The following is a 15578-nucleotide window of genomic DNA, read 5'->3' on the forward strand; positions in this document are numbered from 1 at the left end:
GATCCAAGGATGATCGGCCACGACATTTCCGTCAGCCGCCGTCGCTTTTCCGAAGGATTTTTTTCAGGGCAGGATGCGGGTGACGTCGCCCTCGCCCGGTCGCTCGACATGCTCGACGCGGCCCCCGACCATCGCCGCACTCGCCGAGGCGAAGCCGTCGACGTCATAGATGCGGAACCAGCCCACCACCCGCCGTCCGGCAAGCTGTGGCGCGACTTCCAGTCGGTTGACATTGTATCGGTTGAACTCCGCCACCGCCGCGCCCAGCGTCATGTCGTCCAGCACGATCCGCCCCTCACGCCAGGCCAATTGCTGATCCGATGCCTGTGGCGGCAATGCCTTGGGCGTGACCGCGTCCCCCTGCCGCAGCACCGCCCATTGGCCGGCCGCGACATGCTTCGGCGGCCGGCCGCTATCGACCGACCAGATTTTGACGACGCCCTTGGTCACGACGACCTGCGCGGCATCGCCCTCGCGCCGCACATCGAAGGCGGTGCCGACCGCCTGGACGCGGAACGGACCGCTGGCGACGATGAAGGGGCGCGCCGGATTGTGCGCGACCTGAAACCACGCCTCGCCCCGGCTCACCTCGACATGCCGCTCGGTGGGGGTGAAGGCGACGCGCAACGTCGTGCCGCTATTGACCATGGCGACCGACCCGTCGGCAAGCGGCATCCGCCGGATCTCGCCGATCCGCGTGTCGATCCGCTCGCCCCCATCGGGCCAGAGCCCCAGCCCCACCGCCGCGACCAGCGCCGCCGCCATCGCCCCGCCGCTGACACGCCACCAGCGGCGCCGGTCCTGCCGAACCGGCACCCCGTCGCTGACGCCCGACAGCGCCCGCCCGCGATCGAGCAGACTGAGCGCCGCCGTCGCGCGCAGCAGCGCGCCGCGATGCCGCCGATCCTCCTCCAGCCAGGCCGACAGGTTCGCCTCTTCCGCGGCATCGAGCCCCCGGTCGAGCGCGGCGGCCCAGCGGCAGGCGATGTCGTCGATCATCGCCAGCGCCCCTTCCCCCGATCGCGATCCGGGCGCGCCAGCGCATCCCGCCGCCGCCGGATGGGCAGTTCGGCCTTCTCACCCTCGGTCAATTGGTCGAGGATACGCCGCAGGCCCCGCGCTACGTCATTCTCGACCACCGTCTCCGGGACGTGCAACTGCAGGGCAATGTCACGCTGCGCCACGCCATCGATCTTGCGCAGCCGGAAGACCTGTCTTGCACGGTCGGGCAAGGCGTCGATCAGCCGTTCGATCCGGGCAAGCATATGCCGCCCGGCGACGATCTCCTCGGGCGACTGGCCCAGATCCGGGGCGCTATCCAACTCGGCCAAGCCGCTGGCAGCGTCGATGCTGACCACCCGTTCGCGGCGAATCTGCTCCAGCACGACGTTGCGCGCGGCATGGAAGAAATAGCGGCGGGGGTCGTCGATATGCTCGAACCGATCGAGCGCGCTGATCCGGCAATAGGTTTCCTGCACCACGTCGTCCACGTCCACCGCCGGGAATGCCGCACGCAGCCAGACGCGCAACCGCCGCTCATGCGGCAGGATATGGCGACCGACCCAGGCGACAAGCTGATCCGAACTCACTGGCTCCCCTCACACGCCAAGATGAAGCAGCGAAGCATTTCCGTCGAGCCTGGCCGCAAATTTGCGACCAGCCGAGCGCGGACGAGCCTCGCCAAGCCGTTGATTGTCGGGCGCAAGGTTCCAGCAGGGACCGACCTATCGATCGGACAGCCGCTTTCCTGACCGTCTGTGCGCTATAGGTATCTGCCCATTTCGCCCGCTTGTCACTTGACAGAAAACCCGTCGACATATTTTGTATACTAAATACAACATATGGGGGTTAGGGACATGATCGATCGAAAGACGGCATTGCGCGCGGCCTTGATGCTGGGAAGCGCTTGTTTTGCGCAGCAATTGTGCGCCCAGACGGAAACACGTGTGCCATCGGAAACCGAGGCAAAGGCCGAGGACAGCGAGATTCTCGTGACCGGCTCGCGTATTCGTCGCGATGCAAAGGACAGTCCCGCCCCCATCGCGGTCGTGACCGCCGCCGACATTCGGACGGTCGGGTCGCAGCAGATCACCGATGTCGTCAACCAGCTTCCCGCGCTGGCGATCACCCAGACCAACCAGACCAGCAATCTGGCGGGCAATGCGGGCATCAATGCCCTCGACCTGCGCGGCATGGGCACGCAGCGTACGTTGGTGCTGGTCGACGGCCATCGCCAGGTGCCCGCCATCCCCGGCACCTCTGCCGTCGACCTCAGCAATATCCCTTCCAGCCTGGTCGAGCGGGTCGAGGTCGTGACCGGCGGCGCCTCCGCGCTCTACGGCGCGGACGCGGTGGCGGGCGTCGCCAACTTCATCCTGAAGAAGAATTATCAGGGGCTGGAATCCAACGTCCGCTACAATGCGTCGACCCGCAACGACATGAACCAATATGGGTTCGACCTGCTGGCCGGCACCAATTTCGCCGACAATCGCGGCAACGTGACCTTCTACGCCTTTTACGACAACGTGCCGGAAGGGATAAGCGGTGCGGACCGCCCCTGGACCGCGCAGGGCTATCCCTACTATGCACGGCGCAACACGACCGACAAATACACGATCTTCGACGGCAACTATAACATCTACACGTCGGACTCGGCGCAACTGATCCTCAACGAGCAGCTTTACGCCGTTGCCGCCAATGGCACGCTGCGCGCCCCCAATCTGGGGCCGCAGGGGTTCCTCAACCCGCGCGTCGTCAACATGGCCAATACCAGCGAGGCGCTGGGTACGCTGCTGGCGGGGGACGGCAGCGAATATCATGGTCGCTATGACGGCTGGCTGTTGTCGGTCCCGTCGGAGCGCTTCTCCAGCCGGATCGCCAGCCATTATGATTTCAGCGAGGCGTTCAAGCTGTTCGGCAATGTCAGCTTCGCGCGCAACTATTCGACGGCGGCCTATGCCCCGCTGACCGCCTTCGGCTATGACGCGGTTCCGGCCGACAGCCCCTATATCACGCCGCAGATGGTCGCGGCGGCGGGCGGTACGGTGCCAGACGGTGGCATAAACTTCGCCCGGCGCGTGCTGGAGGTCGGCACGCCCGAGACCCAGTATCGCCGCAAGACCATCCAGGCGGTGGCCGGCGCCGAGGGCGACTTCCGCCTGTTCGCGCATCCGTGGAACTACACGGCCTATTATACCTATGGCCGTTCCGAACAGCAGGTGCGCGACTTCAATGCCACCTCCTATACCCGCTGGTATCAGGGGCTCGATTCGACCACCGACGCGGCCGGCAATCCGATCTGCCGCAGCACGCTGACCACGCCCAATGACGGCTGTGTGCCGATCAATCCGTTCGTCCGGCTGACCCAGCCGATGATCAACTATATCCAGTACACGTCGAACTGGGCGAAGTCGGTCATGACCCAGCAGGTCGTCTCCGGCTATATCTCGGGGGGACTGTTCAACCTGCCCGGCGGTCCGGTGCAGGCGGTGATCGGCGCCGAATATCGCAAGGAACGCAACGATATCGGCGTGGCGCCCGAATATAATGCCGACAGCCCCCGCTACGATCCGACGCTGGGCGTGACGCAGATGCCGCTGATCGGCAACTACAACGTCAAGGAAGCCTATGGCGAAGTCCATGCCCCGATCCTGCGCGACACGCCCTTCTTCGACAGGCTGTCACTGGACGGTGCAGTGCGCCTGTCGGATTACAGCACGGCGGGCCACACCACGACCTGGAAGCTGGGCGGCGAATGGGCACCGATCCGCGACATCCGCTTCCGCGCGACCTATGGCCAGGCGGTGCGTGCGCCCAATATCGGCGAGCTGTTCACGGCGAGCAGCATCGGCGGCATGTGGGTGACCGACCCCTGCAACGCCTATAATCTCGCCAACCGTATCGCGCGTACGCAATATACGGCGGCGAATTGCGCGGCGATCAAGCCGACCGATCTCAACAACTACTGGATCTACCGCGACATCATCTCGAAGGGCAATCTGGCACTGAAGCCCGAGACCGCACGTACCCTGACGGTTGGCGGCGTTCTGGAGCCGCGCTTCATCCGAGGGCTTTCGCTGACGGTCGATTATTACGATATCGACCTGCGCGACGCGATCGATGCCTTTGGCGCACAGACGATCATCGACAAATGCGTCGACCAGCCGAGCCTGACCAACGTCTTTTGCTCGCTGGTGACCCGCGATGCGGGCAACAACATCAAGTCGGTCGTTACCCAGAAGCTGAACCTCGCCCAATATCTGACGCGCGGTATCGACTTCGGGTTGAACTATGCGACTGATCTGGAGCGGCTGGGCTTGGGAGCGGATGCCGGCAAGCTGTCGATCAACGCCAATTACACGCGGCTGCTCAACCGCCGCTACACGCTGGACCCCAGCGATCCCAACACGATCACCGAATATCGCGGCGTCTTCGGCAGCCCGACCTGGAAGGGCGTGATCCGCACCACCTATGCGCAACCGACCTGGGGCGCCACCTGGACGCTGCGCCACTTCTCGCCGATGAAGGCGGCGACCACCATCACCTCGGCCAAATATGATCCGACCTTCACGCCCAACGTCTTCTACAACGACTTTTTTGGCTGGGTGCGCCTCACCAAGAATATCGAGCTGTCGGGCGGCCTTAACAATGCGTTCGACCGCAAGCCGCCGCGCATTCCGGGAGCCGAAGCCGGCGGCGCGAATTTCGAGCTGAGCTATCAGGCCGGTGTCTATGACGTGATCGGCCGGACCTTCTTCGTGGGGCTACGCTTCACGCGCTGAGCGTCGTGCGAACAGGGATGTTGCCGGCCGCGTGCCGGCGACATCCTTGGCGAAACGCCATCAGCCGCCGACGGCCCGACGCAGGCGGACGGGGATGGACTTGTAGGACGGGGTGCCGCTCTCGGCGTCGTGATCGTTCAGCGCGATCAGGTGGTTGGCCTCGGGATAATAAGCGGCGACCGATCCGCGCGCGATGCTGTGCGCCACCGCCACCTGCCGCTCCAGAACGCGTCCGGCACCCGCGACCACGTCAATCAGGTCGCCATGACGCAGCCCCGCCTCGGCAAGATCGTCGGGGTTCACGAACACCACGTCCCGCCGCCCCGTGATGCCGCGATAGCGATCATTCTGGCCATAGATGGTCGTGTTATACTGGTCGTGGCTGCGGATGGTGGTTAGCACCAGCGGCGCATCCGCATTGCCGCCCGCACCGTCCGCATCCGGATGGACGATGAAATGCGCCTTTCCGTCGGGCGTATTCCAGACGCGGTTCGACGGCCCCACGGTCAGCCGGAAGCCATGTTTCTGCCGGACACGCGCGTTGAAATCGCCGAAGTCGGGAAAGACCTCGGCGATCTTGTCACGGATGCGATCATAATCGGCGACCATCGCGTCCCAGTCGATCGTCCCTTCGCCCAATGTCGCCTTGGCCAGCCCCGCCACGATCGCCGGTTCGGACAGCAGTCCCTCCGCCGCCGGCTTGAGCCGACCGCGCGAGGCATGGACCATCGACATGGAGTCCTCGACCGTCACGAACTGCGGGCCGCTGTCCTGCATATCCTGTTCGGTACGGCCGAGACAGGGCAGCACCAGCGTCTCGCGCGCCTGAAGCAGACAGGTGCGGTTGAACTTCGTGACGATGGTGACCGACAGGTCCATCGCCCGAAACGCCTCGAAACACGCCTCCGGATCGGGCATCGCCACGGCCAGATTGCCGCCGAGCGACAGGATCGCACGCGACCGGCCCTCACGCATCGCCTTCAGCGCCTCGACCGCATTATGGCCGTGACGGCGCGGGCTGCTGATCCCGAAGGCGGTATCCAGCCGCTGGAGGAACGCCTCGGTCGGCAGTTCGGTGATGCCGACGGTCCGGTCGCCCTGCACGTTGCTGTGCCCGCGCAAGGGGCAGATGCCCGCGCCGGGCCGCCCGAAATTGCCACGTAGCAGCAACAGGTTCGCGATCTGTTGCACATTGTGCGTGCCGTGCCGATGCTGGGTGATGCCCATGCCATAGCAGATGATCACCCGCTCGGCGCGCGCATAGGTGTCGGCCATGCTCTCGATCTCGGCGCGCGGCAGGCCGGAGCGGCGTTCGATCTCCGCCCAGTCGGTCGCGGCGATGTCGGCGGCCAGCGCGTCGAAACCCGTGGTATGTTCGGCGATGAACGCGCGGTCGAGCACTCCCGCCCCGCCCGCCGCCAGATCGGCGGCATCCATCGCGAACAGGGCCTTCATCATGCCCTTCAGCATCGCCATGTCGCCGCCCACCCGGACCTGATGATAGGCGGAGGCGAGCGGCACGCCTCCGGGGCGCACCATGTCGCCGACATGCTGGGGCGACTGGAAGCGTTCCAGCCCGCGCTCCTTCATCGGATTGGCGACGACGATCGCCGCGCCACGCTTCGCCGCATCGCGCAGCGAGGACAACATGCGCGGATGGTTGGTGCCGGGATTGTGCCCGATGCAGAAGATCGCATCGGCATGCTCGAAATCCTCGAGCGTCACCGTGCCCTTGCCGATACCGATCGACTGGGGCAGCCCGGTGCTGGTCGCCTCGTGGCACATGTTGGAGCAGTCGGGGAAATTGTTGGTCCCGAACGCCCGCACATAGAGTTGCCACAGGAACGCCGCTTCGTTGGAAGTGCGGCCCGAGGCATAGAATTCCGCCTGATCGGGATGGTCGAGCCGTTTTAGCGCCTCACCCGCCAGCCGAAACGCCTCGTCATAGCCGATCACTTCATAGCGATCGGTCGCGGGATTGTAGCGTAGCGGATCGGTCAGCCGCCCCGCCCCCTCCAGATCATGGTCGCTCCACGTCCATAATTCGCTGGCGGAATGGCGGGCGAAGAAATCGGGGTCGACGCGCTTGGCGGTCGCTTCCCAGGTCACCGCCTTGGCGCCATTCTCACAGAATTCGAAGGACGAGCTTTCGCGCGGGTCGGGCCAGGCGCAGCCCGGGCAGTCGAACCCGTCGGGTTGGTTGACCGACAGTAGCGCGCGGGCATCCGCCATCTGCGCGCGCACCGCCGCCGCGACGGCGCGCAGCGCACCCCAGCCGCCCGCCGGGCCGCCATAGTCCTTTACGCCGTCGATGCGTTCATCCGTCACATTGGGTCCTTCACGTCGTCAGGCTTCGACCTCCACGGGGCCGAGCGGCCGGGAGCAACAGGCGAGGATGTAGCCTTCCTCGACCTCGTCATCCAGGATGCCGCCATTATGGGTCATCACGACCTCGCCGGAGACCTTCATCGTCTTGCAGGTGCCGCAGATGCCGGACTCGCACGCCGCGGGGATACGCACCCCGGCGGCCCGCGCCGCCTCCAACACCGTCTGGCCCGGCAGGCAGGTGCCAGTCACACCCGAATCCGCAAAGATCACCGGGACGGTCGCATCGCTGGCCTCACCCGCATCGGTGACGACCGCGACCTGTTCGGCGGGGGCGTCGGGGGGGACTTCGCCAAAGCTTTCCTGATGGTAATGCGCCATGTCGAAACCGGCATCGCGCAGGAAATCCTGGACCAGCGCCATGAACGGCTCCGGCCCGCAGCAGAAGATTTCCCGCTCCATCAGGTCGGGGACGAACGTCGCCAGCATCGAATGGCTGATCTGCCCGCGATGCCCGAACCAGCTTTCGCCCAGCGAATTGGCCTTCACCATCACGCTCAGCGACAGGTTCGGCATCTGCCGATCGAGCAGTTCCAGTTCGTGGCGGAAGATGATGTCCTTCGGGCTACGGGCGCAGGTAACGAAGGCGACGTCGCTCTGTGGCGCGAGATCGGCCATCCAGCGCAGCATCGACATCATCGGCGTGATGCCCGATCCCGCCGACAGGAACAGATAGCGCCCGGCCGGATGCCCGATATGGGTGAAATGCCCGTTCGGACCATAGGCCTTGATCCGCATGCCGGGGCGCAGATGATCGAACATCCAGCGGGTGCCGATGCTCCCCTCCTGCGCCTTTACCGTCACCGCGACCGAATAGGGCCGCGACGGCGTGGACGACAGGGTATAGGTGCGGAACAGCGGCTCCGCCCCTTCGACGGGCAGTTCGAGCGTGACGAACTGGCCCGGCTTGTACCGGAACCAGCAGTCACCGTCCGGCCGAAAGGTGAAGGTCTTCACCGCCGGCGCTTCGTCCACCACGCTGACCACCTCCAACGCGTGGAGGCGGTCCGTCCATGGGATCAGTTCGTCCAGGTGCCGATGCGGAGCCATGGTCATGACAGGCAACGCCCCGAACCGGTCACGCGACGCGCCGGATATGCGATTGGCCCGAACCGCCCAGCCGCGTCTCGACGAAGCGCGCATACCAGTCGACGAACTGGATCACGCCGCCTTCATGCACCTGCGAATAGGGGCCGGGCTCATAAGCGGGCGAGCGGATGCCGAAGGCGTTTTCCTCGACGATGCGGCGGTCCTGATCGTTGGTCTGGGTCCAGACATGGGTCAGTTCGTCGAGATTATAGTCGACACCCTCGACCGCATCCTTGTGGACCAGCCATTTGGTGGTGACCGCCGTCTCATTGGGGCCGATCGGCATGACGCGGAAGGTCACCGCATGGTCGACCAGCACATGGTTCCAGGTCGTCGGATAGTTGAACAGCATCAGCGCACCGATCCGCTCGGCCTGTACCGCGTCCGACAGCGGACGCGTGACGGCGCGCTTGCCCGACATGGTATAGCTTTCGGCTTCGCGCAGCAGCGGGGCGCGGATCGCGCGGAACTGGCCGCTGTCATGGATCTGGAATTTCGCCGGTAGTCCGGCCGCCTCGCAGCGCGCCCAGTGATCCGCCATCTCCGGGTCCTCGCCGCCGCCGCTGACGCCGGTGACGTTGGGCGATTCCGAATAGGTCTTGCACAGCTCCGGATGGCTGCCCGCGCAATGATAGCATTCGCGGTTGTTTTCCCAGACCAGCTTCCAATTGCCCTTTTCGACGATCGTCGATTCGAAGGCGATCTTGGCATCCTTCAGGTTATGCGGCGCGAAATAGGGCTGCATCAGTTCGCGGAACGGCGCGAAGTCGGCCGGTTCGTTGGCGAGGCAGATGAAGATGTAACCTGCGACGCTTTCGCACGCGACGGGTTTGAGCGAATGCTGACTGGGGTCGAAATCCTCGCCCATCTGCCGCGCAAAGGCGAGCGAGCCGTCGAGATTATAGGTCCACTGGTGATAGGGACAGACCAGCTTGGCGGTCGTTCCCCGGACCGAGGTACAGACCCGGCTGCCGCGATGACGACAGCTATTGTGGAAGGCGCGGATCTGTCCTTCGCGGTCGCGCAGAACGACGACTGGATAAGACCCGACCTGAAGCGTGAAATAGCTGCCGGCTTTCAGCAGTTCGCAATCATGCCCGGCGAACAGCCAGTCGCGGTACCAGATCAACTCCAGATCCAGGTCGAAAAATTCCTGATCGACATAGAAGGGCTGCGGAAGGGAATAACCCTCCTTGCGCGACCGGATCAGGTTCAGCATTTCACTGCGTGCGTCCACCTCGTCATCCTTTCCGTTGCTGAGCCGGAACAATCATCGCCGCCGTATCGAGGCCAATCGAACATGGGGCGAGAGCGGTTCACCGCTCCTCCTGTCGCTTTTCTATTTACCCACCCGTGCGTCGCGATCCACCGGGCTTCGTATCGAGCAAGGCTATTCCTCCGCTCTCTCCAGCCAATAGGATGATTGCGTCAACGAGCCCTGCGTTTCGCGACATGCGCGGCCGCCGCCGGGTCGCTCGAAAACCGGCTGCGGCCATGCCACCTCGACCTCGACATGGTCAAGCACACCGCGCACCGGCGCATTGGGCTTGCGGATGACGATGCGCGCGCGGACGATCTGGACGAAGCGATCGCACAGCGCACGAGCGACATCGAGCGCCAGCGCCTCGATCAGGAAACGGCGCGGGCCCGACAGGATGCGCTCGATCTCGACAAAGACCAGCCCGTAATCGACCGTCTCCCCGACATCGTCGGTATCAAGCGCGGGCAGCGCGTCGACATGGATTTCGGCATCGACATGGAAACGCTGCCCCAGCGTCTTCTCTTCGTCGAACACGCCGTGATTGGCGAAGAAGCAGCAGTTTTTCAGCCGGATGACATACATGACAATTCGCTTGTCGCCGGGGAAGATCGTCATGGGCGGCGCTGGCACTCGCCGCCCATGGGTCGAAGCCGGATCAGCTCTTCGGCTTGCGGTTTTCCGGGTCGTAGAGCGGCTTGTACCCGACCGACGCCACCTCCACCGGATAGCGTTCGCCGAAATACTCGACCTCCAGCTTGCGCCCTTCCTGGCAATGCGACCAGGGCAGATAGGCCAGCGCGATATTCTTGCCGATCGACGGGCCATAGGCGATCGAGCTCGTATAGGAACGCCGCCCCAGTTCATCGACCAGCGTCTCGCCCGTTTCGGGGTCGAGGACCGGCAGGATACCGACCGGATAGCGCTTCACGCCCTTGGCATCGACATTGTCGGTCATCACCAGCGTGCACAGCTTGGCGGGCTGATGCTCACGGGCGCGATGTTCCAGATGCTTGGCCTTGCCACGGAAGTCCGCCTCCTTGGCCTTGGGGCGCGCCAGATCGGCTTCGAGCAGGTTGTAATGGGTCAGCAGGTCGGCGTTCTGGAGGCGCAGGCTCTTTTCCATGCGCCGCGAATTGGCATAGGTCTCGATGCCGACCGCGATGACGCCGGTGGAGCGGAGCGCGTCCCATACCTCCAGACCATCCTCATAGGCCATGTGCAACTCCCAGCCCTGCTCGCCGACATAGGAGATGCGAAAGGCCATCACGTCCTTGCCCGCGATGCGGACCGGGCGGATCGCGGCGAAGGGGAAATTCTCCAGCGACAGTGCCTCGGGGTCCTCGACCACCTTTTGCAGGTTCACGCGAGCGTTCGGGCCCCAGATGCCGACCGTGACATATTTCTCGGTCACGTCGGTCACGGTCACGTCCAGCCCGCGATCCTGCGCGACGCGGCGCATATACTGGACATCGCGCGGCCCCGCGTCGGCGCCGTTCACCAGCCGACAGCGATCGGCGAGACGGAAGACGGTGAAGTCGGCGCGGACATTGCCCTCATCGTCGAGGAAGTGGGTGTAGATGCCCTTGCCGATGCTGGCATCGCCGCCGACCTTGGCCGCGCACAGCCACTCCATCAGCGCGACATGGTCCGGCCCCTCGATATCGGTGATGTGGAAGTGCGACAGGTTGATGAGGCCGCAATCCGCGCTGAGTTCGAGTTGCTCGGCGTTCGACACGCGCCAGAAATGGCGATTGTCCCATTCATTCTCGCGCACGGGCACCTGATCGGCATATTTCTCCAGCAGATGCTCGTTCGCGGCATAGCCATGCGCGCGCTCCCAGCCGCCCAGTTCCATGAAATAGCCGCCCAGATCCTTCTCCCGCTCCCAGAAGGGCGAGCGGCGGATGCCACGACCGCCGGCAAAGGGCTCGCGCGGATGGACCGGCGGGTTATAGATTTTGGCCGCGGTTTCGAGGCAGCGTTCCTCGATGAACTTGGCCTCCAGCTGGAACGGGTTGAAGCGGGCATAGTCGATGCTGGCATGGTCGATCGCGGTGCGCCCGTCGGTCATCCAGTCGGCGATCAGCTTGCCCATGCCCGGGCCGTCCTTCACCCAGATGCCGACCGCATACCACAGGCCGCGCACCTTCTGGCTCTCGCCCATCGACGGGCCGCCATCGGTGGTGGTCTGGAGCAGGCCGTTGAACGAATGGCTTTCGTTATAGCCCAGCTCGCCCAGGATCGGCGTCAGCTCGATCGCGCGCTCGAGCGGTTCGAGCACCTGCTCCATCTCCAGGTCGCGCTGCGACGGCGACAGGCGGGCCTGTTCCTTTTCCAGCAGGTCGCGCGGATGGACGAGGCGGGGCGCATGTTCCTCATAATAACCCCATTCGATCTGGCCGCCCTCGGTCGTCTTGGGATCGCCCGTGTCGCGCATATAGGCCGAATTGCCCTGGTCGCGGAGCAGCGGATAGCCGATGTCCTTGCCCGTCCCTTCGAACTCCTTGTACGGGCCGAAAAAGGTCAGCGGGTGGTCGACCGGGAAGACCGGCAGGTCCTCGCCCGCCATCTCGGCGATCAACCGGCCCCACAGGCCGGTACAGACGACGACATAATCGGCCATGATCGTGCCGCGCGTCGTCTCGACGCCCTTGATCCGGCCCTCCTCGATGATGAGCGACAGGGCCGAGGTGTTGGCGAAGACCGACAGCTTGCCCGCATCGACCGCCTGATCGACCAGCTTGCCCGCCACCGTCTGCGAGCGGGGCACGACCAGACCGGCATCGGGGTCCCACAGGCCGCCCTGCACCAGGCTTTCCTCGATCAGCGGGAACTTCGCCTTGATCGTCGCCGGGTCGACCAGCTCCGCGCGGGTGCCGAACGCCTTGCCCGAGGCGACCTTGCGGCGGATTTCGTCCATCCGCTGATCGTCGCCCACGCGTGCGACCTCCAGCCCGCCGATGCGTGAATAATGGCCCATCTTCTCGAAGAAATCGATTGAGTAGAGGGTCGTCCACGTCGTCAGATAGTCATGGCTGGTCGCGTAGCAGAAGTCGGACGCGTGCGCGGTTGAGCCGATATCGGTCGGCACCCCCGACTTGTCGATGCCGACGATGTCGTCCCATCCGCGCTCGACGAGATGATGGACGATCGACGCGCCCACGATGCCGCCGACGCCGACGATCACCACACGGGCCTTTTGGGGAAGGGCAGCCATTTCTCAATCCTCTCGTTCGGAGATCACGGGGTCGGGCAGGCCGGCGCGGCGATGCGCGGCGAGCACGGCATTGTGCATCAGGGTCATGATCGTCATCGGGCCGACGCCGCCGGGAACCGGGGTGATCGCCCCCGCCCGCTCCTTGGCGCCGGCGAAATCGACGTCACCGACCAGGGTCTTGCGTCCGTCGCGCTCGACCCGGCTGGTGCCGATGTCGATGACGGTCGCGCCGGGGCGTATCCATTCGCCCCGGATCATTTCGGCGGCCCCCACCGCCGCGACGACGATGTCGGCCTGCGCCACCTTGGCGGGCAGGTCGCGGGTGCGCGAATGGGCGATCGTCACGGTGCAATCGCGGGCGAGCAGCAGCTGCGCCATCGGCTTGCCGACCAGGATCGAGCGGCCGACGACGATCGCATCGCGGCCGGACAGCGACCCCAGCGTCGCCTCCAACAGCATGATACAGCCCAGCGGCGTGCAGGAGACGAGGCCGGGCAGCCCGGAGGCGAGCCGCCCCGCACTCATCGGATGCAGGCCGTCGACATCCTTGGCGGGGTCGATCGCCTCGACCACCGCCAGCGAGTCCAGCCCCTTGGGCAGCGGCAACTGGACCAGGATGCCATCGACCCGGTCGTCGGTATTCAACCGCGCGACCAGCGCCAGCAACTCGGCCTGGCTGGTCGTCTCGGGCAGGACATGCTCGAAGCTTTCCATGCCCAGCTTGCGGGCCATGCGCCCCTTGCTGCGGACATAGACTTCGCTGGCCGGATCGGTGCCGACCAGCACCACCGCCAGGCCGGGACGCCGGCCGGTCCTTGCCGCGAAGGCGGGGATCGCCTCCGCGATCCTCTGTCCCAGTCCTTCGGCGAAGGCTTTGCCGTCAATGATGGTCGCTGTCATCGTCGGGTCTTTCGAAATCGGGTCACGCGGCGGCGGGGCAAATCTCCCCAAATGCTCCGCCGCCGCGCCACGTCACGACAGGTCCGCGCCGGGGTCAGGGCGCGAACACCACCGTTCGGTGACTGTTGAGCATCACGCGCCCTTCAAGATGATATTTGACGGCACGGGCGAGCACGCGGGATTCGATGTCGCGGCCGGTCGCCACGAAATCCTCGCTGGTCAGGCTGTGGCTGACCCGCTGGGTTTCCTGTTCGATGATCGGCCCCTCGTCGAGGTCAGGCGTCACATAATGGGCGGTCGCGCCGATCAGCTTCACGCCGCGATCATGCGCCTGATGATAGGGCTTGGCGCCCTTGAAGCTCGGCAGGAAGGAGTGGTGGATGTTGATCACTCGGCCGTACAGCCGCTCCGACAGGTCGTTGGAGAGGACTTGCATGTAGCGGGCGAGCACGACCAGTTCCGCACCCGTCTCGTCGACCAGATCGAGCAGCTTCTGTTCCTGCTCGGCCTTGTTCTCCTTCGTCACCGGCCAGTGATGGAAAGGGATGCCCTCGATCTCGGCGGCGCTGCGCGCGGCATCATGGTTGGAGACGATCGCGACGACATCGGCGTTCAGCCAGCGGACTTTGATCTGGTAGAGCAGATGATGCATCGCATGGTCGAATTTCGAGACCATGATGATGATCCTGGGCCGTTGGTCGACGTCCGTCACCTTCAGGTCCAGCGCGAAGCGGTCGATGGCGGGCTGCACCGTGCGTTCCACCGCGTCGCGGGTCACATCGGCGGGCACGGTGACCGCGATGCGCAGGAAGAAATGGTCCGCCTGCCGGTCCCAGAACTGGTTGGATTCCAGGATATTGGCCCCCAGCGACGCAAGCGCGGTGGTGATGGCGGCGACGATGCCCGGCTGGTCCTTGCAGCTCAGCCGGATGACATAGGCTTTTTCACTCATGGATCGGGCTCCCCCCGGAAAATGGCGCAGTCTCGAATGGCGTCGTCACGGTCACAGGGCGCGTTCGAGTTCGGGGACCAGTTCGAACAGGTCGCCGACCAGGCCGTAATCGGCGACCTGGAAGATCGGCGCGTCGGCGTCCTTGTTGATCGCGACGATCACCTTGGCGTCCTTCATCCCCGCCAGATGCTGGATCGCGCCCGAAATGCCGCAGGCGACATAGAGGTCGGGCGCGACGACCTTGCCGGTCTGGCCCACCTGCCAGTCGTTCGGGGCATAGCCCGCATCGACCGCCGCCCGCGACGCGCCGACGGCGGCCCCCATCTTGTCAGCGAGCGGCAGGATGGTCTCGCGGAACTTCTCCTCCGATCCCAGCGCCCGGCCACCCGAGACGACGATCTTGGCCGAGGCGAGCTCGGGCCGATCGCTGGCGGCGAAGCGGTTCTCGACGAAGCGGCTCTGGTCCGAACCCTCGCCCGCCGCCGTCTCGACGATGGGGGCGACGTCCGCCCCGCTTTCGGCGGGGGCGAAAGCGGCGGTGCGCACCGTCACGACCTTCTTGGCGTCGGTCGTCTGAACGGTCTGGACCGCATTGCCCGCATAGATGGGCCGCTTGAAGGTATCGGGCGCGACGACCTCGATCGCCTCGGACACCTGCATCACGTCGAGCAGCGCGGCGACGCGCGGCAGCACGCTTTTGCCGGCGCTCCCGGCGGGCGCGATGATCGTGTCATAGTCGCCGGCCAGCGACAGGATCAGTGCCGCGCTCGGCTCGGCCAGGCGTTCGGCCAGCGCGTCGCTTTCGGCGAGCAGCACTTGGCGCACGCCCTGCAACCGCGCGGCCTCCTCCGCCACGGCGCGGGCACCCTGCCCGGCCACCAGGATGTCGATATCGCCGCCGATCGCGCGCGCCGCGGTCAGCGTGCGGGCGGTCTGGTCGGCAAGGGCTTGATTGTCATGTTCGGCGAACAGAAGAATGGGCATCTCGGACGC

At 65.2% G+C, this 15578-nt stretch carries 11 protein-coding genes; 1 reads left to right on the top strand and 10 read right to left on the bottom strand.

Going from position 1 to position 15578, the window contains the following annotated elements:
* Window positions 1-63: 63 nt before the first annotated feature.
* Together SP6_RS10650 and SP6_RS10655 are read right to left on the bottom strand one after the other, a co-directional pair.
* Window positions 64-999, bottom strand: coding sequence for a FecR family protein (locus tag SP6_RS10650; protein WP_007405025.1), 936 nt, complete (start codon window positions 997-999; stop codon window positions 64-66).
* Window positions 996-1589, bottom strand: coding sequence for an RNA polymerase sigma factor (locus tag SP6_RS10655; RefSeq protein ID WP_007404960.1), 594 nt, complete (start codon window positions 1587-1589; stop codon window positions 996-998). The genes SP6_RS10650 and SP6_RS10655 overlap by 4 nt, the downstream gene beginning before the upstream one ends.
* A gap of 267 nt (window positions 1590-1856) precedes the next feature.
* Between SP6_RS10655 and SP6_RS10660 the strand changes: the two genes are divergently transcribed.
* On the top strand, window positions 1857-4781 hold the full coding sequence (locus SP6_RS10660) for a TonB-dependent receptor plug domain-containing protein (RefSeq protein WP_007404969.1): 2925 nt from the start codon (window positions 1857-1859) through the stop codon (window positions 4779-4781).
* Between the two features lie 60 nt (window positions 4782-4841).
* Here SP6_RS10660 and SP6_RS10665 read toward each other — a convergent pair whose 3' ends face one another.
* From SP6_RS10665 to SP6_RS10700, 8 genes are all read right to left on the bottom strand, one after another.
* A complete protein-coding gene (locus SP6_RS10665; RefSeq protein ID WP_007404971.1) occupies window positions 4842-7109 on the bottom strand; it encodes an FdhF/YdeP family oxidoreductase in 2268 nt (755 codons plus the stop codon).
* 18 nt (window positions 7110-7127) lie between these two features.
* On the bottom strand, window positions 7128-8222 hold the full coding sequence (locus SP6_RS10670) for an FAD-binding oxidoreductase (protein ID WP_007404932.1): 1095 nt from the start codon (window positions 8220-8222) through the stop codon (window positions 7128-7130).
* Window positions 8223-8244: 22 nt separating this feature from the next.
* On the bottom strand, window positions 8245-9492 hold the full coding sequence (locus tag SP6_RS10675; RefSeq protein ID WP_037568571.1) for an aromatic ring-hydroxylating oxygenase subunit alpha: 1248 nt from the start codon (window positions 9490-9492) through the stop codon (window positions 8245-8247).
* 153 nt (window positions 9493-9645) lie between these two features.
* Window positions 9646-10131: a dihydroneopterin aldolase gene (folB, locus tag SP6_RS10680; protein WP_197913051.1), complete on the bottom strand. Its 486-nt coding sequence runs from the start codon at window positions 10129-10131 to the stop codon at window positions 9646-9648.
* Between the two features lie 40 nt (window positions 10132-10171).
* Window positions 10172-12733 carry a GcvT family protein gene (locus SP6_RS10685; RefSeq protein ID WP_037568505.1) on the bottom strand — a complete coding sequence of 854 codons (2562 nt, stop codon included), beginning with the start codon at window positions 12731-12733 and terminating at the stop codon, window positions 10172-10174.
* A gap of 3 nt (window positions 12734-12736) precedes the next feature.
* Complete coding sequence (folD, locus tag SP6_RS10690) at window positions 12737-13633, bottom strand: bifunctional methylenetetrahydrofolate dehydrogenase/methenyltetrahydrofolate cyclohydrolase FolD (RefSeq protein WP_007404995.1); 897 nt, start codon at window positions 13631-13633, stop codon at window positions 12737-12739.
* Window positions 13634-13727: 94 nt separating this feature from the next.
* Complete coding sequence (purU, locus tag SP6_RS10695; RefSeq protein ID WP_007404962.1) at window positions 13728-14585, bottom strand: formyltetrahydrofolate deformylase; 858 nt, start codon at window positions 14583-14585, stop codon at window positions 13728-13730.
* Between the two features lie 51 nt (window positions 14586-14636).
* Window positions 14637-15569 carry an electron transfer flavoprotein subunit alpha/FixB family protein gene (locus SP6_RS10700; protein ID WP_007404956.1) on the bottom strand — a complete coding sequence of 311 codons (933 nt, stop codon included), beginning with the start codon at window positions 15567-15569 and terminating at the stop codon, window positions 14637-14639.
* Window positions 15570-15578: the final 9 nt, after the last annotated feature.

It is taken from the genome of Sphingomonas paucimobilis NBRC 13935 (assembly GCF_000739895.2).
Taxonomy (GTDB): Bacteria; Pseudomonadota; Alphaproteobacteria; order Sphingomonadales; family Sphingomonadaceae; genus Sphingomonas; species Sphingomonas paucimobilis.